Consider the following 22,293-nt stretch of genomic DNA (forward strand, 5'->3'; position numbering starts at 1 on the left):
TATTATATATTTGTACTATGGATTACAAAGAAGCAAAAATAAAGTTTATAAGCACTTGGGGAAGTTTAGGTACCCTTTGGGGCATTAACAAAGCCATGGCACAAATCCAAGCATTGCTTTTTATTTCAACCAAACCGTTATCAATGGAAGAAATTATGGAAGAACTTCAAATTTCCCGTGGAAATACCAGTATGAATCTACGTCAGTTAATGGATTGGGGTATTGTTACCAAAGAACTTATTCCTGGCGAACGCAAAGAGTATTTTTATACGGAAAAAGACGTACAAGAATTGGCGAGAATCGTTGCAAAGGAACGCAGTCGTAGAGAAATTAAACCCGTAATTAAAGTATTAAACGATGTGTCTTCTATTAAAGATGATGGCACAGAAAAAACTAAAGAATTAATTAAACAAACCAAAGCATTACACGATTTAACAGAAACCGCCGATGCTATAATTAACAAACTTGTAAACCAACAACAAAATTGGGTAACAAAATCTTTATTAAAATTATTCACCTAAAAAAATTTAAACTATACTTTCAATAATTTCTGAAAGTTTAAAATTTACAAAATGAAATATTTATATCAAACAAACAAATGGCTAGTAATAATAAACACTATTCTTTTCATCATAACTTATCTTGGTTTGATGTTCTTAATTGTATTAGGGACCATACAATTATTGATGTACATAATAATTGCGGTTAAATACAATAATTTAGATAAAAGTGGTAAAACACAATTTACAATATATTCTTTTACCGCTGCTTTAGTTCTTACACTAATATCTTTTAATGACAAATTCTATTTTGATGGTACCATATTCTTAGCGGTTTTGGTCATTTCAATACTATTAGCTTTTCTTCATTTAAACATTACCTATTTATTATTTAAACAAAGTAATCATGAAACCAACTAATATATTTATGAAAGGTCATTGGCAGGATTTAATCATAACAACCTTTGAAATTGATAAAGAAATTTTAGAACCCTATTTACCAAAGGATACTGAAATAGATTTGTTTAATAATAAAGCATTATTAAGTATGGTTGCTTTTACGTTTACTAAGGTTAGTTTTTTTGGTTTTAGAGTACCATTTCATCAAAATTTCGGACAAATAAATTTTAGGTGTTATGTAAAATCTAAAATTAACAACACAAAAGGCGTCGTATTTATAAAGGAATTTGCTCCAAAGCCATTAATTACCTTGATAGCAAACAAATTCTATAACGAACCTTATCATTTCAAAAACATTACTTACAACAAGTTTATTAAAAACAATAAAATTGCTTTGGAATATAATTACAAAGGCGCAAAAACAAATGCAAAAGGTCGTTTAACCACCAATGAATTGACAAAAAACACCTTGGAACATTTTGTAGTTGACAGATCTATTGCGTTCATAAAAAACAGAAAAAGCAAAACACTACAGTATAGAATATACCATAAACCTTGGCAACTTTACCATTTAGACAATGCTTCTTTTGACAAAGAACTATTGAATTTGTTGCCTAAAACATTTAAAAATATAAAACACATATCAACTTGTTTTGTTGACGGTTCATCAGTAGCGGTAGAAAAAGGAAAGTTCCAATAAAAGTTTACAATCCATGTGAAATCAGTTTGCAACTAGGAGTCATTCATAAAAAACAAATTATTCAATTTTTTATCCTATTTTTGAAAATTGAAAAAAATGCTTCACCATGTCTAACCATCAAATTAATCCCAATAAGTGGATCGATTTATATTCCGATTACCTATATAACTACACCATTTCGCGTGTTAGTGATAGAGAGGTGGCGCAAGATTTGGTACAAGATACTTTTTTGGCAGCCTTAAAATCGATGAAAAATTTTAAAGGTGAAGCCAGCGAACGTACGTGGTTAATTTCAATTTTAAAGCGGAAAATCATTGACCGTTATCGTAAAATAAATTCGAATAAAGGAAAAGCCGAAGTACGCATAACATATAACACCGACAGTGAAACAGAAGGCGATTGGTTAGAAGAACGTGTTGCAGACCCGTTTGACAAAACTGCTGAAGACACCATACAAAACAACGAACTTAGTGATGCTATTTTTAATTGTTTAAGCAAGTTGCCCGAGAAGCAAGCCCAAGTTTTTAGAATGAAAACCATTGAAGGCTATGAAACTGAAGTTATTTGTAATGAACTGAATATTACAGCGTCTAACCTTTGGGTAATTATCCACAGAGCCCGTACCGCTATGGCAGAATGTTTAAAAGAAAACTGGTTTTAATTATGAGTGATAAAATTAAAATTGTAATTCCTTGTGATGAAGCAAATCATGTGTGTGATAAAACGCAGTATAAAAATGCGACTTTATGGGAAAAAATAAAACTGAACATTCATTTAATTTATTGTAGAGCTTGCAGAAAATACACTAAAAACAATGCGAAACTTACAAAAATGGTAAAGAAATCGGATATCAAATGTTTAGATAAAAAATGCAAAGAGAAGATGAAACAAGAATTGGATAAAGCCATTAAAGAAACACTTATTAACTAAGAACTTACTTAAACAAAAATATTAAGAAAAGCCATAAAACAGGCAAACCTTCTACCCAAAACGAACTATAATATTTCCCTTGTTCTTTTTTAGAATATAATAAAAACAAACTTATTATAACGCTTATTAATATAGAAACCAACAAACTTTTAGCAGTGGTTCTAACTTTAAAAAACTCCAAAAACAAAAACAACCCTAACAATACCACGCCTATAATTTTAGTTTGTTTCTCCCCTATTTTCTGTGGAATGGTAGCCAATTTCAAACTATCATACATTAAATCCCTAATTTCAAAAGGCAACATTAAAACAACAATAAAAACAAAACGTTGAATACCTGTAATCACAACATCTGTATTTACTGCATAATCGTTATTTATTATCGGAAGAAATACCGTAACTCCAGCCCAAACCAATGCTATAAGATACACCTTTAACCCCCCAACATTTCTTAAATTATTTTTACTGTCTAAGAATAAATGTTTTGGCAAAAACGGAATAGCGTAAAAAAAAGTCACCAACCCCAAAGCCGCAATAAAAAACATGGTGTTTATACGTAATTGTAATGCATAATAACACATAAAAATGAAACATAAAAATGAAAATATTTGAATAGCCTTCAACCAATCCGCTAAGCTTCTATGATGAAATTTTGCTATTCCAAAATACTTTACAAAATTGTAACCCGAAATTGAAGCAAAAAAAACAAAAGACAACAGAACTTCATCATACAGAATACCGTATTCCAAAAGTGTTATCCATGTTAACGAAAATACCGACAAAGCCACGTGAATACTACTATTTATGTAAAAATCAAAAAGTTGTTTTAGTACTTTCATACAACAAAAATAAGCAAACTGTTAACAACACTTTTAAATGGTTAAAAACTTTCCATTTAATGCAACAAAACGCATATATTATTACGTATTTTTGCGAATTATATAAACAATTTTAATTTAATGAATACAAACGCTTTTGCATTGCGTCATATTGGACCTAGAGAAGACGACCAAAAACTTATGCTAAAAACTATTGGCGTAGACTCTTTAGATCAGTTAATTTACGAAACCATTCCAGACGATATTCGTTTAAAAAATGGTTTGAATTTAGATGAACCTATGACAGAATATGAATATTTACTTCATATTCACGAATTATCGAAACTAAATAAAGCTTACAAAACCTATATTGGCTTAGGGTACCACCCAACCGTTTTACCTGCCGTAATTCAAAGAAACATTCTTGAAAATCCGGGTTGGTACACCGCTTACACACCTTATCAAGCCGAAATTGCCCAAGGACGTTTGGAAGCACTTTTAAATTACCAAACCATGGTAATGGATCTTACAGGTATGGAAATTGCCAATGCATCGCTTCTTGATGAAAGTACAGCCGCAGCAGAAGCCATGAGTTTATTGTTTGCCGTTCGTGAACGCGACCAAAAGAAAAACAACGTTAACAAGTTCTTTGTTTCTGAAAATATATTACCTCAAACCTTGTCTTTGCTTCAAACCAGAGCAACTCCAATTGGTATTGAATTGGTTGTTGGCAATGAAGAAACTTTTGATTTTTCTTCTGAATTCTTCGGAGCTATTTTGCAATACCCAGGAAAAGACGGTCAAGTAACCGATATTAAAACATTTATTAACAAAGCGAAGGGCGCACAAATAAAAGTGGCCGTAGCTGCTGATATTTTAAGCTTGGTTAAGTTGGAAGCTCCTGGTAAATTTGGAGCCGATGTCGTTGTTGGTACTACCCAACGTTTTGGAATCCCTATGGGATATGGTGGCCCACATGCTGCTTATTTTGCAACAAAAGAAGCTTATAAACGTGATATTCCGGGGCGAATTATCGGTGTTACCAAAGATACTGATGGCAATAGAGCCTTACGTATGGCGTTACAAACCCGTGAGCAACATATTAAACGTGACAAAGCAACTTCAAACATCTGTACTGCTCAAGTTTTATTAGCAGTTATGGCTAGTATGTATGCTGTATATCATGGTCCTAAAGGCTTGAAATTCATAGCCAATAAAGTACATAATACAGCATCTACGCTTGCAGAGGCTTTAAAAACATTAGGGTACAATCAAATAAATACCGATTTTTTTGATACACTTCAAATAAAAACAGATTCAAGAAAAATAAAAAAGATTGCCAAAGAAAAAAAGGTAAACTTATTTTATCCGGATAGAGAAACAGTTACTATCTCTATAAACGAAACGACTTCGGTTAGGGATTTAAACTATTTAATTTCTGTTTTTGCTGAAGCTGCGGAAAAAGCAACCATCACTATCACAACTATTTCCGAAGGTAACAACATTTCTGAAAACTTAAAAAGAACCTCCGATTTTTTAACCCTTGATGTGTTTAACAAGTATCATTCTGAAACCGAATTGATGCGTTACATAAAAATGTTAGAACGTAAGGACTTAGCTTTAAACCACTCCATGATTTCGTTAGGTTCTTGTACCATGAAACTAAATGCGGCATCAGAAATGTTGCCATTAAGCATTTTCAAATGGGCAAATATCCACCCTTTTGTTCCTAAAAAACAAGCATTGGGCTATTTAACCGTTTTAAAAGAATTAGAGGACCAATTAACCGAAATTACAGGTTTTGCTGCTACATCTTTACAACCAAATTCTGGTGCTCAAGGTGAATATGCAGGCTTAATGGTTATAAAAGCGTATCATGAATCCCGTAACGAAGGACACAGGAATATTTGTTTAATACCCGCTTCTGCTCACGGCACCAACCCTGCAAGTGCTGTTATGGCAGGTATGAAAGTGATTGTAACAAAATCAACTGCCGAAGGCAATATTGATGTTGAAGATTTACGTGAAAAAGCCATTTTATACAAAGATAATTTATCGTGTTTAATGGTTACATACCCATCTACACATGGTGTTTACGAATCAGCCATTAAAGAAATTACCAAAATTATCCATGATAACGGCGGACAAGTATATATGGATGGTGCTAATATGAATGCTCAAGTAGGCTTAACAAATCCTGGGAATATTGGGGCTGATGTTTGCCACCTAAACTTACACAAAACATTTGCCATTCCTCACGGCGGCGGCGGCCCTGGTGTGGGACCTATTTGTGTGGCCAAACAGCTCGTGCCTTTTTTACCGGGCAATCCTGTTAAAAAAGTTGGTGGCGAAAAAGCCATTACCGCTATTTCTGCAGCACCTTATGGTTCTGCATTGGCTTGCTTAATTTCTTATGGTTATATAAAAATGCTTGGTGCCGAAGGTTTAACAGAATCGACCAAAATAGCTATTTTAAACGCTAATTATATTAAACACCGCTTACAAGGAAGTTTCGATACCTTATATTCTGGTGAACGTGGTCGTGCAGCACATGAAATGATTGTTGATTGCCGTCCATTTAAAGCGAATGGCATTGAAGTAACCGATATCGCAAAACGTTTAATGGATTATGGTTTCCATGCACCAACCGTGTCATTCCCAGTTGCAGGAACCTTAATGATTGAGCCTACGGAAAGTGAAAGTAAAGCTGAAATTGACCGCTTTTGTGATGCTATGATTTCCATCAAAAAGGAAATTGACCAAGCTTCTAAAGATGATGACAATAATGTTTTAAAGAATGCACCACATACTCTAGAAATGATAACTTCAAACGAATGGTATTTTCCATACACACGTGAAGAGGCTGCGTTTCCATTAGACTATATAAGAGACAACAAATTCTGGCCAAGTGTAAGACGTGTTGATGATGCTTATGGAGATAGAAATTTAATATGTTCTTGTGCTCCAATTGAAGCATACGCCGATGCCTAAAAGTAGTCGTTGAACATCGTAAAAAAGCACAAAAATAAATTTGCCTTTTATTAAAATCTTGTACCTTGTATGAGTAAATTAAAAAAGGCAAATTTTCTTTTTATGAACATTAAAATTACCGGTACTGGAAGCTACATCCCTGATACCATTGAAAAAAACGATGCTTTCCACGAACATGCATTTCTAAACACCGATGGCTCAGTAATCAACTACCCTAATGACGTTATTATTGAAAAATTTCAAGCCATTACAGGTATTGCTGAAAGGCGTTACGCAAACTCACATTTAAACGCTTCCGATATCGGTTTTTTTGCAGCCGAAAAAGCCATCATGGATGCGAAAATAGATCCAGAAACTATCGACTACATAATTGTTGCCCATAATTTTGGAGACGTTAAACATAATACCATTCAAAGCGATATTCTTCCGTCATTAGCTGTAAGGATAAAGCATAATTTGCGTATTAAAAACCCTAAATGTGTCGCTTACGATATCCTTTTTGGATGCCCAGGTTGGATTGAAGGCGTTATTCAAGCAAAAGCATTTATCCAATCAGGCATGGCAAAACGCTGTTTGGTTATCGGCACCGAAACCCTTTCAAGAGTGATCGATAAACATGACAGAGATGCTATGATTTTTTCTGATGGAGCAGGTGCTGCTATTGTTGAGGCAACCGAAGAAGCAGGTGGTATTTTAGCCCATGAAACAGCAAGTTTTACTTATGATGAAGCTCATTATTTATATTTTGGGAGTTCCAACAATCAAAGCCTTTCCAAAGACACGCGCTACATAAAAATGGACGGACGTAAAATTTACGAATTTGCACTTCTTCATGTACCACAAGCCATGAAAACGTGTTTAGACAACAGTGGTACAGCCATTGAAGATGTTAAAAAGATTTTTATTCACCAAGCTAATGAGAAAATGGATGAAGCCATTTTAAAACGCTTTTACCGACTTTACAAAACCGAGATACCAGAAAATATTATGCCTATGAGTATCCAAACCTTAGGAAACAGTTCGGTAGCAACAATCCCCACACTTTTAGATTTGGTTAGAAACCATAAATTAGAAAACCACAACCTCAACAAAGGCGATGTTGTTATATTTGCAAGTGTTGGTGCAGGTATGCATATTAATGCCATTGTTTATAAATACTAAAGATTTTCACCTTTGCGGAGATAAAGAAATTTAATTTTTAATGTACGAAAAAACATTTCCTAATAAACGGTTTAAGCATACCATCCAATTTTTAAAAAAGCATATTGCAACTTCAGAACCTATTTTGGATTTGGGTGTTGTAAACCCGTTTTCAAACATCATGAAACAACATGGTTTTAAGGTTGAAAATACAACAGGTGAAGATTTAGACTTTGATACCTCAGCTATTGAAAATTCAAATGCTACCGTAATAACAGCATTCGAAATTTTCGAACATTTACTATCTCCTTTTACCGTACTTCAATCTATAAAAACAGATAAACTAGTAGCAAGTATTCCTTTAAGATTATGGTTTTCTTCAGCTTACAGAAGTAAAACTGATATGTTAGACAGACATTATCATGAATTTGAAGACTGGCAATTCGATTGGTTATTAGAAAAAGCTGGCTGGAAAATTATAGCTAGTGAAAAATGGACAAACCCAACAAATAAAATTGGTTTTAGACCTATTTTACGTTGGTTTACTCCAAGATATTACATTGTTTATGCTGAAAGAATTAAAATCCCCAATTAATCTTAATTAATTGCATCTTTAAACTTGTCTATCCAATTTGTTTTTTACTCTAACAAAAGTTTGTTATTAAGTTGAAATCTATTCTATTTCAATATAAACGCAACCTGCCTATAATTATTAACAGCTCCAATAAATTCAAACTGCCATTTATTATTCGTACATTTTTTAAATAATTCGAATGCTTCAAACTCATGATTGTGACTTGAAAATTCATCAAATATCAGGATATCGTTTGCTTTGAGTTTGGGATAAATTTGAAACAACACATAAAGTGTCGATGAGAATAAGTCAGCATCTAAATGATATACACATTGCTCATGAAAATCACAATCCAATAATGCCATATATACAGAATCCTGAAACCACCCTTTCACAAACCTTACTCTACTATCGGTAATATCAGGAAAGTTTCCTTTCTGATCAAAATGCCCTTCTTTTTTGTCTTCCCAACTTTCGGGAAGCCCTTCAAAAGAGTCAAAACCAACAAAGCGTGACTCCTTCATTTGGTTAGTTGATGACCATTTCTTAATCATATTACCACCTGCAACACCAAACTCAAAATAAAAAATAGGTTTATTTTTTAGCTCTAATAAAAGTTTTTCATGAAGCTGAAATCTATTTTTATATGCTGTAGATTTATTATAATAATCGTTAATTTTACCTTTATTCCTATTTTCACTTATAAAGTTAACAAACTCCATATACTTAAAAATTATATGGAAAGGTTTACATAGGCTCTTTATGGGTTCATATAGTTTTGTCTTTGACAAAAAGGGATGAAATGGCATATTTTATTTACGTTTCTATTACCGTTATTATTTTATCGTTGCTTATGTCTTTGTCGTGACTAAATTTAAGTTCTCTAAAAGAATCTTCTGTTTTTATAATTTCAAAACCAAAATCGTTAAAGACCTGTGCAGAGAATTTGTTTTTTTCTGTGTGGCGGTAAGTTACCCAAAAATCTCCTAATTTAAGATACCGTTCTAAAATATAAGTTAAAAAAGCATGTTCTATCCTTTTACTCTGGATACGACAACTAAACATGAGGTCAATAAGTTGATTTTTAGATTTTTTAATAATACCAAACCCAATGATTCCATAATCTCCAAATCGATCCCTGCATCTCAATATGTAACTGGAAAGGTCGGCATCATCATAGATATTAGATATATCAACTTTGGTATAACGATTTCCCGAAAAATTCATTTGATTCGTTCTTTGAGTAAGCTCATAGACTCTTTCAAAATGTTCTTCTTTTAAAGATTCTATTTCTAATTTAATATTACAGCTATAAAGGAAATCCAAATAATCACCTTCATAATTATCAGAAATTTTTCTTCTTATGGCTTCGTTAGCATAAAATGTCTTTCGTTTTATACTTTCATCTGTAATTTGAATTTGAAGCTCATCCAAATCTGGTATCATTTGGTAATGAATGGCATCCATTAATCTAACTTGGGGTAAAGTCATTTCAACTTCATTTCTTTCAAATTCAGAATCATCGATGAATAAAAAAGTATTAATATCAATATTCAGGTCAAAAGCTATTTCCTTCAAACTTTTACTTTTAGGAAGCCATGAAATCTTTGGATATAGAAAAAAATCATCAATCCCAAAATGCTTTAATGCCGCCATGGCAGTATCAAAATTATTTTTGCTTGCTATAGAATTTACAATGCCTTTTTGCTCAACTTGATTTAAAATATCTTTAATACCCTCTTTAAGTTTAAGATTTTCTATACCATCTTCTAAAAGTGTACCACTCCATATCGTATTATCTAAATCCCAAACAATACATTTAATTTTTTTAGCTTCTTCAAGAGCATTTTTATAATCCTTTAATTTTACAAATTCGGTTGTTCCAAAATATAGAGGGGTTTCACTATCTATATCTTCAGGTATAAAATTAATACGATAGGGTAATTCTATTTTAATTCTTTTCGCAATCTCATCAAATGGAATTATTTCTTTGTTATATCCTGGCTGCAGTTCGATTCTGTACTGAAAAGGAATCTTACTATAATTTGGATTGTCATTTCTAATGACCAATCCTATTGGTATCATATTTTCAGTAGGATTGTAAATTTCCATTAAAAAACCGTCAGGAGTTTTTGTGCCGTTATTTTGCTTACTTATTATTGTTTTCTTTTTTTGGCTATACCTTTTTTGAATTAATTTTTTCTTAATAAATTTTAGTGGCACTAGATGAATAGCTCTTGCAAGTTCTAATTCACTTCTTTCTCTCTTTTCTGTTTCTTTATAATCGTATAATTCATTATTTCCTTGAGTAGCTAACACACCCCATTTTTTAAATTGAATTTTTAGTATTTGGGAAGTATTCTCAACTCCGTTAGGTAGCATGACCCTTTCTATACCTTCAACAAATCGTTGACATTTACCATCAATCCTTGGAGAATACAAATCGCAAGTTTTAAAGCAGGCAGGCATGGAGCATTCAGTACAGTGTTCTGTCCAATGAAGCATGCTTCTGCACTTTATACCTTTATAGGTATCTGAAAATTTCTTCCAAATGTCATGAGGTAAATTTTCCTGTATTGTTTTAATGTATACTTCTGATTCGTACATATTTACTTCAAGTGTCTAACACTAAAATGGGGGCATAATTTAGAATGATGGTTTACACCTAATTTTTATAACCCGCAATGCCATGTTTTAATATTGTAAATATAAATGAAGTCTTTTTATTCGGGTCTATTATAATAACATTTTTAACAGTCTTTTATGGTTGCTTTATGTACAAAAAATGTATTGTTATCCCCTAAAACAAGCTAACTGAAAGAATTTTATTTTCTTTTGATATGGTACTTTCCTATTACTTTGTTGAAATATTTATAAAGGTTTTCTTCAACAATAGTCTTATCTATCTGCTTATTTGGGTTTTCGAGAGAAAATCGTTGAATGATTCTAAAATCAATATCTTTTTTTAAACCTGAATTTCCGAAAATTTTAATATTCCCATCATATTCCAATAGTTCTTCCAATAATTTCTTTGAAATTGATTTGTCTGAAAAAGGAAAAGCAAATAAGGAATAATTAATATCGAAATTATGTTTTAGCCAATCTATAGAATTAATTATTTCAGCTTTCTGTTCTTCATGCGATAATTTATCAAGATAAGGATGAGACATGGTATGACCACCAAAATAAAAACCGTCATTCATCATTTCTTGAATTTGTTCTTTGGTAATATACAATTTATGAGTTTTCAAATAATCTTCTATATTTATATTTAGAAAATTTAAAACATCATTAACTTTCTCTCTTTCAGTAAATTTAATATTAATGAATTTTTGCTTGAATTCTGTAACGGAGTTATAGGTGAATGAAAATTTGTCACTAATTTTATCTAAAGTATCTTTCTCAAAACCATTATTTTTTAGATATGTAATAATGATGCTGATATAATGTTTATATAAACCTTCATTATTATCAACAAAATTTGGGTTTATAAAAAATATTGCTTTAATGTTTTTTTCTTTTAGAATTGGGTAAATAATGGTATATACTTCTTGTAAACCATCATCAAAAGAAAGCAGGAAACTATTATTTGAGATTTTATTTTCTAAAACATCTTTAGGAATGAGAGGTTTATAAATTTTTGTCAAAAGATTAAGATCACTAATAAATTGTGAGCAGTTTTTAAATTCATATAAATTTTCAATATGAGCTACTTGGTTATCTCTTACTATATGATAATAAGGGAAAATAGTTTGTTTATTAAATATTGGCAAAAACTTTTTGTTAGAAACTTTAAATAAAGTATCCTTTACAATTCCCATAATTATCAAATTAAAAACTCTGAGTTTAATAAATCAGAATTTTATTATTTTCCAAAAATAGCAATTAATACTTTAGTCAAAGATTATTTTCTTAGTATCTAGACTCTTACCATTAACAAAAAGGCTTATTAGATAAGTACCTGAACCAAAATTATCTTTTTGTAATGATTTTTAATATCATAATTTTTGTGTTTTTAAAATTGATTAAATAAAATCAACTATTATAGAGTCATAACTATCAAATGATAATTAAAATATTTCACAGTATTATATACTATAAAATGTAAATTTGTGATAAAGATTAATTTTTTGAACTTCTACATCATCATACCGGCACATAACGAAGAAAGCTCGATTGGTTTAACCCTCGATTCTTTAGTGAAACAAACATTAAAACCAAAACGTATTGTGGTGGTGAATGATAATTCTACGGATAATACTCAAAATATCGTAAACACTTATCGTACTAAATATTCTTGGATTGAATTAATTAATTCAAAATCGTCAAACGAACATTTACCAGGTTCCAAAATTATAAATGCGTTTTATAAAGGGTTTGAAACTGTAGATGCCAACTATGATGTGATTTGTAAGTTTGATGCCGATTTAATTTTTCCTAACAATTATTTAGAACAACTTTCCTTTCATTTTAAAAACAATGAAAAACTGGGTATGGCTTCGGGGTTTTGCTATATTAAAAAGAACAACGATTGGGTTTTAGAAAACTTAACGAACAAAGACCACATTCGGGGTGCTTTAAAAGCCTACAAAAAAGACTGTTTTTTACAAATAGGCAAGTTAAAACCTTCTATGGGCTGGGACACGGTTGACGAATTACTTGCTAAGTTTTATGGCTGGGACATCTTAACCGATGCTTCTTTACAGGTAAAACACTTAAAACCCACTGGAATCAGCTACAACAAAGCCTCAAAATATTTGCAAGGTGAAGCCATGTACAAAATGCGTTATGGATTTCTAATTACCTTAATTTCTGCTATTAAATTGGCTTATAAAAAAAGGAGTCTGAGTCTGTTTAAAGATTATTTAGCTGGTTATTTCAAAGCTAAAAAACATAAGATTGACTTTTTAGTGACTGAAGAAGAAGGGAAATTTATTCGAGATTTACGTTGGAAGGGGATGTTGAACAAACTAAAATAAAACTTTTGTTGTGATATCATGAAACACACCCAAAACCTAACACCCAGAACCTAGAACCTAGAACCAAAACCTAATTAAAACTCCAGTCTTTGTAACTGCTTGAAGCCTCTAGTTCGTTTTCCAAAGCATCCTCTAACTGTGGAAAGAAGTCAATACCCGTAAGCTTTTCAATAGAATCTACCGAAACCGCAAAATCATACATTGGTTTATTAGAATTTTTATGAGGCATTAAAAATGCTATCATTTTAACTTTCCCAGAATTAACATCAATCAACACTTTATAAAATTGATTCGGAACAGCTACCTTTTGACTTCCAATGGTTTTCATGTTTCCTTTTAAAACGCCTCCTGTAACCACAAAAACCCCATCGTATTTACTTGCCCAATAGCGTACTTTCTGTTCCAAAGTATTCCAAATTCCGGAATTAAATGCATGTTCTTGTGGTGTAATGTTGCTTGTTAAAAAAGTTTCATCATGAGCTTGTTTGCTATATTTTCTATCGCCCGCAGGGCATAAATGTCCACGGTCATATCCTGAGTTTTTATAGTTTCTCCAATCGGCTGCTCCTGTTTTAACCGCTTTATCAACTTCAAAATAAGGCCGCTTGAAATTGGCATTCGACAAGTGAGATTTCTTTAACTCGTATGCTACCCACTCAGCTTGTTCATATGGTTCGCTATAAGAAAGCGAATACCCTTCGTGGTGTACTATTTGTCCAGTGGTACTTGTTGGTAAAAAATACTCGTTGGTATTCGATTTTACTTCTTTACCTTTATTTATAGTTTGGGTTACTTCTTCAGTCTTTAAAAAATGTTCATAGCCATAAACCCCAAAAACAAGTATTATCGCTAATAATGTGTATTTTGTTTTACTGTTCAAACTATTCTAAAACAAATTCTAGGGGCTGACCAATAGCCCCGTTAGGGAAACTAATTCCTAAAAGTGCCGACATGGTTGGGGCTATATCGGTTATTTCGGTTTTTTGAAAAGTGTTGCCGTGCTTAATCCCTTTTCCGAAAAATAAAAGTGGTACGTGTGTGTCGTAATTTAAACCCGAACCGTGTGTCGAACCTGTTTTGCTATAAGAGATAAATGCAGGATCGTAAACAAAAATAACATCGCCAGACTTTTTTTGATTGAACCCCTTTTGCAATAAGGCCTCAATACCAGAATTAAACTCTGTTGAACTCATAGTCGTTGCTGTGTAGGCTTTATCTATGTGTTCGTAATTAATAATTTCATTTACTATAGCATTTTGGACATCATCTAAATCTAAATCGAGTTCTTTTAGTTTTGCTCTGTTTAAAAACACCTGGTTGTTGCTTACGTTTTCAATTAGATCGGCAGTTCCATATTCAGCTTCAACAAACTCCATAAATTTGTTCTTTTGTGCTTTAGAATCAATGTAGCCCGCAGGTATCTTTACAGTTTGCAAATATGCAGGCACATCTACAGCTGCGTGATCAGCAGTTAGGAACACCGTATATTGATTTTTTCCAATATTGGCATCTAAATAACTGAACAAACGTTCTAAATTTTTGTCTAAACGTATATAAGTATCTTGTACTTCTTTAGAATTTACGCCAAAATTATGCCCAACATAATCTGAACTCGAGTAACTTAATGTTAAAATATCTGTGTAATTATCTTCACCAAGTTGCTCACCTTCGATGGCTGCAAGTGCAAAATCGGTAGTGATATCATTACCATAAGCCGAAATTTTTAAGATTTCGTAATTACCGTTTTGCTTTTTTAAAGCTTCCAAATCATATGGAAACGTTGCTGTTTCTTTTCCTTTGAAACCACCTTCAAAATTGTTCAGATCAGAACCACTTTCAGTGTAAGTTGATATATCATAATAGGTATTCCACTCTTTAAAATACGAAGCTACTGATTTCTTTTTGTTAAAATTTAAAACCCACTTTGGTAATTCTTTTATATAAAATGTACTCGAAATCCAATTACCTTCATCTTTTCCATGAAACCAATACGCTGCATTGGCAGTATGACCAGCCGGTAAAATAGCACCTCTATCTTTTAAAGCAACACCAATAGTTTTTCCTCGCATTTGGGTAAACAATCTGTTTTCGTCTGCAAAAGTGGTTGTTTTCATTCTATGAGGCGACATTTGTCCCGCTATGTCTGTCGTTCCAACAGACTGCACTGTTTCATCTCCAGCACAGTACACACTTTTTTTAAGTTCTTTGTCATACCAATTATTCCCAATAATGCCATGATACTTTGGGGTTGCTCCTGTATAAACCGACGTGTGCCCAGGCCCCGTATAAGTAGGGACGTAATTAAAATGATTGTTTTTACAGTTATACCCTTCATTTATCATACGCTTAAAACCGCCTTCACCATATTTGTTATAAAAACGTGTTAAATAATCGTATCTCATTTGATCTACGACAATACCTACCACTAACTTTGGGTTATCATTTTGTTTACTCGAAACAACTTGACTTTGGGCTTGGCTAGAAAAAACGAAAATGAACAAAAAAAGAAAGGAAACGATATTTTTCATCATGGCTCTATATAATTACGATTCAAAATTAAGCATTTAAAAATATCTTAATTTAAAATTAAAGTTAAATACCTGTAACTTTTTTTTACTTTAGCACTATTAAAATTGATTATGACTTATCTACATAATATTGGTACTTATTTTATAATGATTGCCGAAATGTTTCGCAAACCCACCAAGTGGTCTGTGATGAAAAAGTTGATATTTAAAGATATTGACGATTTAATTATTGGCTCTTTAGGCATCATCGCTTTTATATCGTTTTTTGTTGGTGGTGTTATTACCATTCAAACGGCTCTCAATATAAGCAACCCGCTAATTCCTAGATACTTGGTAGGTTTTGCTACTAGACAATCGGTAGTTTTAGAATTTGCTCCCACCTTTACCTCTATTATTATGGCAGGAAAAGTGGGTTCGTTTATAACTTCCAGTATTGGCACCATGCGTGTTACTGAACAAATTGATGCTTTAGAAGTTATGGGTATAAATTCATTAAATTATTTAGTTTTCCCTAAAGCGGTAGCTTTAATGCTGTACCCTTTTGCAATAGCCATAGGTATGTTTTTAGGTATTCTTGGCGGTATGGCTGCCTGTGTTTATGGAGGTTTTAGCTCGTTAGAAGATTATATTTATGGCATTCAAACAGATTTTATTCCTTTTCACATTACGTATGCATTTATAAAAACCTTTGTTTTTGCTTTTGTTTTGGCAACAATTCCTGCTTTTCATGGCTATTATATGAAAGGTGGCGCTCTTGAAGTAGGAAAAGCAAGTACCACATCGTTTGTGTGGACCAGCGTTGTTATCATCCTTTTAAATTATTTCCTAACTCAAATGCTTTTAAGTTAATGATAGAAGTTAAAGATTTACATAAGTCGTTTAGTGGTGTTGAAGTCTTAAAAGGTATTAGCACCTCTTTTGAAAAGGGAAAAACCAACCTTATTATTGGGCAAAGTGGCTCAGGTAAAACAGTTTTTTTAAAATGTCTTTTAGGATTATTTAATTATGAAGAAGGCCGTATTGCTTACGATGGCAAAGTTTTTTCTGAACTAACCGAAGATGAAAAACGTAATTTACGAGGCGATATTGGTATGGTATTTCAAGGAAGTGCTTTATTTGATTCAATGACGATTGCCGAAAACGTGATGTTCCCACTGCGTATGTTTACAAAACAAAGTAAAAGTGAAATGGAAGACCGCGTTAATTTTGTTTTAAACCGAGTAAATTTAGCTGATGCTCATAAAAAGAAACCTAGTGAAGCCTCGGGCGGTATGCAAAAACGTGTTGCCATTGCCAGAGCTATTGTTAATAAACCAAAATATTTGTTTTGTGATGAGCCAAATTCTGGATTAGATCCAAAAACTGCTATTGTAATAGATAATCTTATAAAAGAGATTACCGAAGAATACGACATTACCACTGTAATAAACTCGCACGATATGAACTCGGTAATGGAAATTGGTGAAAAAATAGTGTTTTTAAAAAATGGTTTAAAAGCTTGGGAAGGCTCTAAAAAAACCATTTTTAAAACGGATAACGAAGTGGTAACCGACTTTGTTTACTCGTCTGAATTAATGAAAAAAGTACGTCAAATGTATATTGAGGAAAGGCAGTAACTATTTTTCGCGTTTTATAATTAAACTATCCAAATCAAACCGCTGTTTTAGCCAACGTTCTAATTTATTTTGTTGTTTTAAAATGTCGGCTTCTTTAACAGAACCTTCATTCCACTTCACCGTAAAAACCGACAATGTATCTATTTTTGAAAAGTTTGAGGTTATTACTGTAGAATAAGATAATCTAGATACATTTTCATAGTTAATTTTCACCTCCTTTGTTAACTTATCGAACGGAATTTGTTGTGCTTCCAGTTTTGCCAAACTTTTTAATTTCCCTTCAAGAAATGCAATTTTTTGTGATTGCGATAACATGTCTATAGAATCTCGATATCTAATTTGCTCCATATATTTCAAATTGTCAAGATTCTTGTTTCTGTTTTGGTTGAAAATTAGATTTACATTTTTTAAAGCATCATATTTTTTTAATCTATCATTAAGCAATGCAATAGTACTTTCTGGTATTTCATCCAATCCAAATGTATTCAGTTCAATTGAAGATATTAACTTATCATCATCAGAATATTTATAAGAGGCATTTTTTATAATATAGTCTGCATGCGGTAATGCACTTAACTCTTTGTTTATAAAATTCCTAGCATCTCTTTCAAACCTGCTTTCACTTAATACCTTTACAAAGGTCCACAAAGCAGGTATCATAACTATAATGGCTAAAAAAGTTGCTATTCTACCAGTACGTCTTCTTTTGGCAGAATTAACATATTTAAGCATGGGGAATTTTAAAACTTTAACTACTAAAAACGTAGCCAAAGCAATAAAAATGGTGTTAATAGTAAACAGATATAAAGCGCCAAGGGCAAACTTCATACCTTTAGAAAAATCGTCTTCTAAGGCTACCGAAAGTCCATACCCTACCGTACATAAAGGTGGCATTAAAGCAGTTGCTATAGCTACACCAAAAATTACAGAGGCAATAGTTCCTCTTTTTGTGCGTGCTATTATTAAGGCTAACCCACCAAAAAAGGCAATTAACACATCGCGAATGTCTGGCTTTGTTCTTGCTAATAATTCAGATGATTCCTCACTTAACGGAAATAGCCAAAAAAACAAAAATGCCGTTAGTACACTTAAAAAAATCATAACACCAAAATTGATTAATGATTTTCTTAACGTATCAATATCATTAATAGACACCGATAAGCCGATACCTAAAATAGGTCCCATTAATGGGGAAATTAACATGGCACCAATAACAACCGCTGTAGAGTTTGCATTAAGACCAATTGACGCTACAAAAATAGAACATACCAAAATCCAAGCTGTGGCACCTTTAAACGGAATATCATTTTTTATGGCTTGTATAGTGGCGTCACGGTCGGTATCTTCACGAAAGTCTAATAATTCTCTAAAAAAACGTTTAATGCTAGCCAATAAACCTATGGCATCTTGCTTCATAGCTTCTTTAGTCTGCTCAACTTTCTTTGCACTATCAGAGTTGTTTTCTTCCATTATTTTAAATGTTAGCCACTATGAACACGAATATAGATAAATTTATCTGTTTTTACTGAATACTGTCATTGTAAAACAAACACTATACTACCCATAATGTTCACCAAATTTACCTTTCACCTTTTGGAGTACTTGTTTAATATCCTGCTCTTTAGTTTTTGGATAAATAAGCAACACTTCATCTTTATCTACAATAATATAATCTTGCAGCCCATCAACTACAACAATTTTATCCTTTTTGGTTCTAATCATATTGCCCGATGCATCTTCTGTCAAAGTTCTAGCATGTACCACAGCATTGCCTGCACTATCTTTATCTAATTTATCGTATAAGCTACCCCAGGTTCCTAAATCATTCCAATCAAATTCTGCAGCAATAACAAACACATTATGAGATTTTTCCATAATGGCATAATCTACCGAAATATTATCGGCATTTGGGTAATTATCCTCTATAAATTGCGCTTCCGACTCGGTATTATATACACTCATTCCTCCCTCAAAAAGGGCATATAATTGAGGTTGGTTGTTTTTAAAAGCCTCAATAACACTTTTTACACTCCACATGAAAATACCGGCATTCCATAAAAAGTTGCCTTGTGCTATAAATTGTTTGGCAGTTTCGTAATCGGGTTTTTCTCTAAATTGACTGACCGATTTTATCGCTTCCGCTGACGTTTTATCAAACTCAATATACCCATAGCCTGTATTTGGAAATGTTGGCTGAATACCAAGCGTCATCAACGCATTGTTTTTTGAACAAAAATCGAAAGCTTGCTGTACATTTTTCGAAAATGTAGCTTCGTCTTCAATCCAATGGTCACTTGGTGCCACAATCATAACAGCATCGGGATTTTCTTTTTGAATTTTTAATGATGCATACAAAATACACGGTGCGGTATTTCGCATGGCGGGTTCTAACACTACTTGGCGTTGTGTAACTTCCGGTAATTGTTCTAAAACCAGATCGTTATAACGCTCGTTGGTTAATATAAAGATGTTTTCCTTCGGAATTAAATGTGCTAACCTATGAAATGTTTTTTGAATTAAGGTATCACCTGTTCCCAACATATCGTGAAACTGCTTAGGAAATGCTTCGGTACTTACTGGCCAAAAGCGTGAGCCTACACCACCTGCCATTAATATGGCGTAATAATTTTTGTTGTTCATTTTTTAGTATTTCTTTAAAAAGATAATCTGTTTAGTTTAATTTTTCAATTAGTCTTTTAAATTTTAAAAAAACCAGTTTCAATTTATAAGATTCCTGCCTTCGCAGGAATTAGTTCTACTTCGGCATTGGGGTTAAAAAGATACATTCTTCCTGTTTTCAACTCAATACATTCAAATCTTTTGGTTCGTTTTACACCCATTTTAAATATTTTACCGTTGTATAATTTAAAAGTTTGCCCCAAAGGCACTTCAAAAATAAAGGTTTTATTATTAGGTTCGTCAAATTGCTTTAATGCTAACGCCAATATAGCATCACTATCACTGGATGCTTTAGGGTTTTTAAAATGTTTAGCTAAAAGCGGCAATAAGGCTGTTGGAAAAACTTCAGGGTTTAAAAAAGGCAACATTAAGTGCTGAAACGTTTTTTTCCATTCTATACCATGTGGTTTTATAAAACGTCCGTAGGTTTTATAAGCTTCAAAATGTGCTATTTCGTGAATTAAAGTGATCAAAAACCGGTATTCGTTTAAGTTTGAATTTATGGTAATTTGATGTTTGCCATTTGGCAAGCGCATATAATCGCCATGTCGGGTTTTGCGCTCATTTTTTATTTTTATCACCAAATGGTCATGTTTTAAAAGTTTTAAAACTTGAGGTATGGCATTGGGTGAAATATAGTCTTGTAATTTGTTTTGCATTACTACAAAAATACAGGAATTCTTTTTACCTTTAAACGGCTTTTACTGTAAAAGTATTGATTTTGTGAAAGAAGAATAAATAACCCTAGTTAGTTTTTTAATTAAAACCATTCAAACAAACCAAATGATTAAAGGAAAGTCAATAACATTTGAAAATTTTATTTTCCATATAGTAAGCCGCAAAAAATTAAATCGTATGCTTACCCATTCGCTATTTCAACACTTTTTCCTGTTTTCATTTATCCTGTTTTTTTCTTTTTCTTATTGCCAAATAGAAACTATTGAAGACTCGGACTGGATTCCTCTTTTCAATGGTAAAAACTTAGATGGCTGGACTGTTAAAATTAATGGTAAGCCAATAAATGAAAACCTACACAATACTTTTTATGTGGAGGACGGCATACTTAAAGTTTCCTATGACGGCTATGAAAAATTTGATATGCAGTTTGGTCATATCTTCACAAACATAGCTTATTCGCATTATATAGTTAGGGTTGATTACAGAATTCTTGGCACAGGAATGCCCGATGCACCTCACTGGACAAATTTAAATAGTGGTATCATGCTCCATGCACAATCACCTCAAAGTATGCGTATTGACCAAGCCTTTCCTGTTAGCCTCGAAGGACAATTTCTTGCAGAAGGTGCTACTGCTGGAACACAAACCGGTAACGCGGTTACACCGGGCATGCATATTGAAATTGATGGAAAACTCAATAAAGAACATATTATTAATTCAAATTCAAAACTCTTCCCAGTAGATACATGGGTAACCTTTGAAGCAGAAGTTAACGGACATGAAGAGATAATTTACAGAATAAATGATGACGAAGTAATTCGATTTACGCATCCACAACTTGATGACACAGATAACGATGCCAAACGATTAATCGCTGCCGGAGCTAGTAAGCTTGTTAGCTATGGACATATTGCATTACAAGCGGAAGGACAACCAATATGGTTTAAGAATATTAAAATTAAAGTGTTAGAGAAATGACAATAACCAATTTATACACAACTAAACAAAAAGACTAATTTTTACGTGTTAAAAATGTTTCTTAGTTTTTGTTTAACCATCAACATATAGCTCAAAATCCTAAATCAACTCCAATAGCAAATCCATACTATTAAAAGTTTTGGTTGCTTCATTTTCCAACTCATTATTATAATCATGTGCCGTAAAACCAAACACATCAAAACCACCATTTTTAGCTGCCCGTACTCCAGATAAACTGTCTTCAACAACCAAACAGTCACTTGGTTTAAACTCCATAGTTTCGGCTGCCCATAAAAACACGGCTGGGTCTGGTTTCCATTTATTAATAGCGTAACAACTAAATATGTTGTTTTCAAAATAAGGCAACAAACCCGCCAACCCTAAATTAAGCCTTATTTTGTCTTCGGGTCCGCTGGATGCAACACAAAAGGGGATACTTAAATTATTTAACACGGCTTGCACACCTTTAACGGGTTGCATATTTTTTTTAAAAGCTTCAAAACTTTGTTTTCTGTAATCTTCTTGAAACGAATTGGGTATTGGAATATCGGTTAATTGGGCTATTTTGTTTTTACAAGCATCAAAAAAACTGCCTTTAAAATGTTTCATGCCGTAAACCAAATCTATATTAGCACCGTAGCTATTTGCCATATCAACTAATATTTGAATGCTTATAGGTTCACTATCTACCAAAACGCCATCGCAATCGAAAATGATGCACTTGTATTTGTTCATATATTAAGTTTTTTTATCAGTCAAAAATATTGAAGTATTTACACTTGCT

At 32.6% G+C, this 22,293-nt stretch carries 22 protein-coding genes; 12 read left to right on the plus strand and 10 right to left on the minus strand.

Going from position 1 to position 22,293, the window contains the following annotated elements:
* Positions 1–17 precede the first annotated feature (17 nt).
* The 5 genes from ACGLWY_RS02765 to ACGLWY_RS02785 all read left to right on the plus strand — a co-directional run bounded on the left by ACGLWY_RS02765 (position 18) and on the right by ACGLWY_RS02785 (position 2,529).
* A complete protein-coding gene (locus ACGLWY_RS02765) occupies positions 18–521 on the plus strand; it encodes a GbsR/MarR family transcriptional regulator (RefSeq protein ID WP_396618140.1) in 504 nt (167 codons plus the stop codon).
* Positions 522–572: 51 nt separating this feature from the next.
* Positions 573–920, plus strand: coding sequence for a hypothetical protein (locus tag ACGLWY_RS02770; protein ID WP_396618141.1), 348 nt, complete (start codon positions 573–575; stop codon positions 918–920).
* The gene (locus ACGLWY_RS02775) at positions 907–1,599 is read left to right on the plus strand and encodes a DUF2071 domain-containing protein (RefSeq protein ID WP_396618142.1); all 693 of its coding nucleotides are present in this window, start codon (positions 907–909) and stop codon (positions 1,597–1,599) included. The genes ACGLWY_RS02770 and ACGLWY_RS02775 overlap by 14 nt, the downstream gene beginning before the upstream one ends.
* Positions 1,600–1,705: 106 nt before the next feature.
* A complete protein-coding gene (locus ACGLWY_RS02780) occupies positions 1,706–2,260 on the plus strand; it encodes a sigma-70 family RNA polymerase sigma factor (RefSeq protein ID WP_396618143.1) in 555 nt (184 codons plus the stop codon).
* A 2-nt stretch (positions 2,261–2,262) separates the two neighbouring features.
* Positions 2,263–2,529, plus strand: coding sequence for a hypothetical protein (locus ACGLWY_RS02785; protein WP_396618144.1), 267 nt, complete (start codon positions 2,263–2,265; stop codon positions 2,527–2,529).
* Positions 2,530–2,533: 4 nt separating this feature from the next.
* Here ACGLWY_RS02785 and ACGLWY_RS02790 read toward each other — a convergent pair whose 3' ends face one another.
* Entirely contained in the window at positions 2,534–3,367 is an 834-nt protein-coding gene (locus ACGLWY_RS02790; RefSeq protein WP_396618145.1) for a hypothetical protein, read from the minus strand.
* A gap of 120 nt (positions 3,368–3,487) precedes the next feature.
* On the opposite strand from ACGLWY_RS02790, the gene gcvP reads away from it, so the two are divergent.
* The 3 genes from gcvP (at position 3,488) to ACGLWY_RS02805 (ending at position 8,072) form a co-directional block, all read left to right on the plus strand.
* On the plus strand, positions 3,488–6,337 hold the full coding sequence (gene gcvP / locus ACGLWY_RS02795; RefSeq protein ID WP_396618146.1) for an aminomethyl-transferring glycine dehydrogenase: 2,850 nt from the start codon (positions 3,488–3,490) through the stop codon (positions 6,335–6,337).
* A 102-nt stretch (positions 6,338–6,439) separates the two neighbouring features.
* Positions 6,440–7,498, plus strand: coding sequence for a 3-oxoacyl-ACP synthase III family protein (locus ACGLWY_RS02800; protein ID WP_396618620.1), 1,059 nt, complete (start codon positions 6,440–6,442; stop codon positions 7,496–7,498).
* Positions 7,499–7,538: 40 nt separating this feature from the next.
* Positions 7,539–8,072, plus strand: coding sequence for a methyltransferase (locus ACGLWY_RS02805; RefSeq protein WP_396618147.1), 534 nt, complete (start codon positions 7,539–7,541; stop codon positions 8,070–8,072).
* A gap of 83 nt (positions 8,073–8,155) precedes the next feature.
* Here the strand turns inward: ACGLWY_RS02805 and ACGLWY_RS02810 are convergent, their stop codons facing one another.
* The 3 genes from ACGLWY_RS02810 to ACGLWY_RS02820 form a co-directional block, all read right to left on the minus strand.
* On the minus strand, positions 8,156–8,773 hold the full coding sequence (locus tag ACGLWY_RS02810) for a TylF/MycF/NovP-related O-methyltransferase (protein ID WP_396618148.1): 618 nt from the start codon (positions 8,771–8,773) through the stop codon (positions 8,156–8,158).
* A gap of 94 nt (positions 8,774–8,867) precedes the next feature.
* Positions 8,868–10,658 (minus strand): HAD-IIIC family phosphatase, encoded by a 1,791-nt coding sequence (locus ACGLWY_RS02815; protein WP_396618149.1) that lies wholly within the window; start codon positions 10,656–10,658, stop codon positions 8,868–8,870.
* A 218-nt stretch (positions 10,659–10,876) separates the two neighbouring features.
* Positions 10,877–11,872, minus strand: coding sequence for a polysaccharide deacetylase family protein (locus ACGLWY_RS02820; protein WP_396618150.1), 996 nt, complete (start codon positions 11,870–11,872; stop codon positions 10,877–10,879).
* 309 nt (positions 11,873–12,181) lie between these two features.
* On the opposite strand from ACGLWY_RS02820, the gene ACGLWY_RS02825 reads away from it, so the two are divergent.
* Positions 12,182–13,030 (plus strand): glycosyltransferase family 2 protein, encoded by an 849-nt coding sequence (locus tag ACGLWY_RS02825; protein WP_396618621.1) that lies wholly within the window; start codon positions 12,182–12,184, stop codon positions 13,028–13,030.
* Positions 13,031–13,100: 70 nt separating this feature from the next.
* Here the strand turns inward: ACGLWY_RS02825 and ACGLWY_RS02830 are convergent, their stop codons facing one another.
* The gene (locus tag ACGLWY_RS02830) at positions 13,101–13,910 is read right to left on the minus strand and encodes a DNA/RNA non-specific endonuclease (RefSeq protein WP_396618151.1); all 810 of its coding nucleotides are present in this window, start codon (positions 13,908–13,910) and stop codon (positions 13,101–13,103) included.
* Position 13,911: 1 nt separating this feature from the next.
* Positions 13,912–15,558, minus strand: a complete 1,647-nt coding sequence (gene pafA / locus ACGLWY_RS02835; RefSeq protein WP_396618622.1) for an alkaline phosphatase PafA — start codon at positions 15,556–15,558, stop codon at positions 13,912–13,914.
* 111 nt (positions 15,559–15,669) lie between these two features.
* On the opposite strand from pafA, the gene ACGLWY_RS02840 reads away from it, so the two are divergent.
* Both ACGLWY_RS02840 and ACGLWY_RS02845 read left to right on the plus strand, forming a co-directional pair.
* Positions 15,670–16,407, plus strand: coding sequence for an MlaE family ABC transporter permease (locus tag ACGLWY_RS02840; RefSeq protein WP_396618152.1), 738 nt, complete (start codon positions 15,670–15,672; stop codon positions 16,405–16,407).
* Positions 16,407–17,174: an ABC transporter ATP-binding protein gene (locus tag ACGLWY_RS02845; RefSeq protein WP_396618153.1), complete on the plus strand. Its 768-nt coding sequence runs from the start codon at positions 16,407–16,409 to the stop codon at positions 17,172–17,174. The genes ACGLWY_RS02840 and ACGLWY_RS02845 overlap by 1 nt, the downstream gene beginning before the upstream one ends.
* Here ACGLWY_RS02845 and ACGLWY_RS02850 read toward each other — a convergent pair whose 3' ends face one another.
* The 3 genes from ACGLWY_RS02850 to ACGLWY_RS02860 all read right to left on the minus strand — a co-directional run bounded on the left by ACGLWY_RS02850 (position 17,175) and on the right by ACGLWY_RS02860 (position 20,512).
* On the minus strand, positions 17,175–18,644 hold the full coding sequence (locus tag ACGLWY_RS02850; protein ID WP_396618154.1) for a DUF389 domain-containing protein: 1,470 nt from the start codon (positions 18,642–18,644) through the stop codon (positions 17,175–17,177).
* 87 nt (positions 18,645–18,731) lie between these two features.
* Positions 18,732–19,814, minus strand: a complete 1,083-nt coding sequence (locus ACGLWY_RS02855; RefSeq protein ID WP_396618155.1) for a mannose-1-phosphate guanylyltransferase — start codon at positions 19,812–19,814, stop codon at positions 18,732–18,734.
* A gap of 83 nt (positions 19,815–19,897) precedes the next feature.
* Positions 19,898–20,512, minus strand: coding sequence for a SprT-like domain-containing protein (locus tag ACGLWY_RS02860; protein WP_396618156.1), 615 nt, complete (start codon positions 20,510–20,512; stop codon positions 19,898–19,900).
* A 196-nt stretch (positions 20,513–20,708) separates the two neighbouring features.
* Here ACGLWY_RS02860 and ACGLWY_RS02865 point away from each other — a divergent pair, with 196 nt between their 5' ends.
* Positions 20,709–21,509 (plus strand): DUF1080 domain-containing protein, encoded by an 801-nt coding sequence (locus ACGLWY_RS02865; protein WP_396618157.1) that lies wholly within the window; start codon positions 20,709–20,711, stop codon positions 21,507–21,509.
* 99 nt (positions 21,510–21,608) lie between these two features.
* On the opposite strand, the gene ACGLWY_RS02870 is transcribed toward ACGLWY_RS02865, so the two are convergent.
* The gene (locus ACGLWY_RS02870) at positions 21,609–22,244 is read right to left on the minus strand and encodes an HAD family hydrolase (RefSeq protein ID WP_396618158.1); all 636 of its coding nucleotides are present in this window, start codon (positions 22,242–22,244) and stop codon (positions 21,609–21,611) included.
* Positions 22,245–22,293 lie beyond the last annotated feature (49 nt).

The sequence above is a fragment of the Mariniflexile sp. HMF6888 genome (assembly GCF_044335535.1).
In the GTDB taxonomy this organism is placed as follows: domain Bacteria; phylum Bacteroidota; class Bacteroidia; order Flavobacteriales; family Flavobacteriaceae; genus Mariniflexile.

What these genes read in the sequence shown, in the direction of transcription:
- ACGLWY_RS02765 (WP_396618140.1), top strand. Translation starts at nt 18, where the DNA reads ATGGATTACAAAGAAGCAAAAATAAAGTTTATAAGCACTTGGGGAAGT.
- ACGLWY_RS02770 (WP_396618141.1), top strand. Translation starts at nt 573, where the DNA reads ATGAAATATTTATATCAAACAAACAAATGGCTAGTAATAATAAACACT.
- ACGLWY_RS02775 (WP_396618142.1), top strand. Translation starts at nt 907, where the DNA reads ATGAAACCAACTAATATATTTATGAAAGGTCATTGGCAGGATTTAATC.
- ACGLWY_RS02780 (WP_396618143.1), top strand. Translation starts at nt 1,706, where the DNA reads ATGTCTAACCATCAAATTAATCCCAATAAGTGGATCGATTTATATTCC.
- ACGLWY_RS02785 (WP_396618144.1), top strand. Translation starts at nt 2,263, where the DNA reads ATGAGTGATAAAATTAAAATTGTAATTCCTTGTGATGAAGCAAATCAT.
- ACGLWY_RS02790 (WP_396618145.1), bottom strand. Translation starts at nt 3,367, where the DNA reads ATGAAAGTACTAAAACAACTTTTTGATTTTTACATAAATAGTAGTATT.
- gcvP (WP_396618146.1), top strand. Translation starts at nt 3,488, where the DNA reads ATGAATACAAACGCTTTTGCATTGCGTCATATTGGACCTAGAGAAGAC.
- ACGLWY_RS02800 (WP_396618620.1), top strand. Translation starts at nt 6,440, where the DNA reads ATGAACATTAAAATTACCGGTACTGGAAGCTACATCCCTGATACCATT.
- ACGLWY_RS02805 (WP_396618147.1), top strand. Translation starts at nt 7,539, where the DNA reads ATGTACGAAAAAACATTTCCTAATAAACGGTTTAAGCATACCATCCAA.
- ACGLWY_RS02810 (WP_396618148.1), bottom strand. Translation starts at nt 8,773, where the DNA reads ATGGAGTTTGTTAACTTTATAAGTGAAAATAGGAATAAAGGTAAAATT.
- ACGLWY_RS02815 (WP_396618149.1), bottom strand. Translation starts at nt 10,658, where the DNA reads ATGTACGAATCAGAAGTATACATTAAAACAATACAGGAAAATTTACCT.
- ACGLWY_RS02820 (WP_396618150.1), bottom strand. Translation starts at nt 11,872, where the DNA reads ATGGGAATTGTAAAGGATACTTTATTTAAAGTTTCTAACAAAAAGTTT.
- pafA (WP_396618622.1), bottom strand. Translation starts at nt 15,558, where the DNA reads ATGAAAAATATCGTTTCCTTTCTTTTTTTGTTCATTTTCGTTTTTTCT.
- ACGLWY_RS02840 (WP_396618152.1), top strand. Translation starts at nt 15,670, where the DNA reads ATGACTTATCTACATAATATTGGTACTTATTTTATAATGATTGCCGAA.
- ACGLWY_RS02845 (WP_396618153.1), top strand. Translation starts at nt 16,407, where the DNA reads ATGATAGAAGTTAAAGATTTACATAAGTCGTTTAGTGGTGTTGAAGTC.
- ACGLWY_RS02850 (WP_396618154.1), bottom strand. Translation starts at nt 18,644, where the DNA reads ATGGAAGAAAACAACTCTGATAGTGCAAAGAAAGTTGAGCAGACTAAA.
- ACGLWY_RS02855 (WP_396618155.1), bottom strand. Translation starts at nt 19,814, where the DNA reads ATGAACAACAAAAATTATTACGCCATATTAATGGCAGGTGGTGTAGGC.
- ACGLWY_RS02860 (WP_396618156.1), bottom strand. Translation starts at nt 20,512, where the DNA reads ATGCAAAACAAATTACAAGACTATATTTCACCCAATGCCATACCTCAA.
- ACGLWY_RS02865 (WP_396618157.1), top strand. Translation starts at nt 20,709, where the DNA reads ATGCTTACCCATTCGCTATTTCAACACTTTTTCCTGTTTTCATTTATC.
- ACGLWY_RS02870 (WP_396618158.1), bottom strand. Translation starts at nt 22,244, where the DNA reads ATGAACAAATACAAGTGCATCATTTTCGATTGCGATGGCGTTTTGGTA.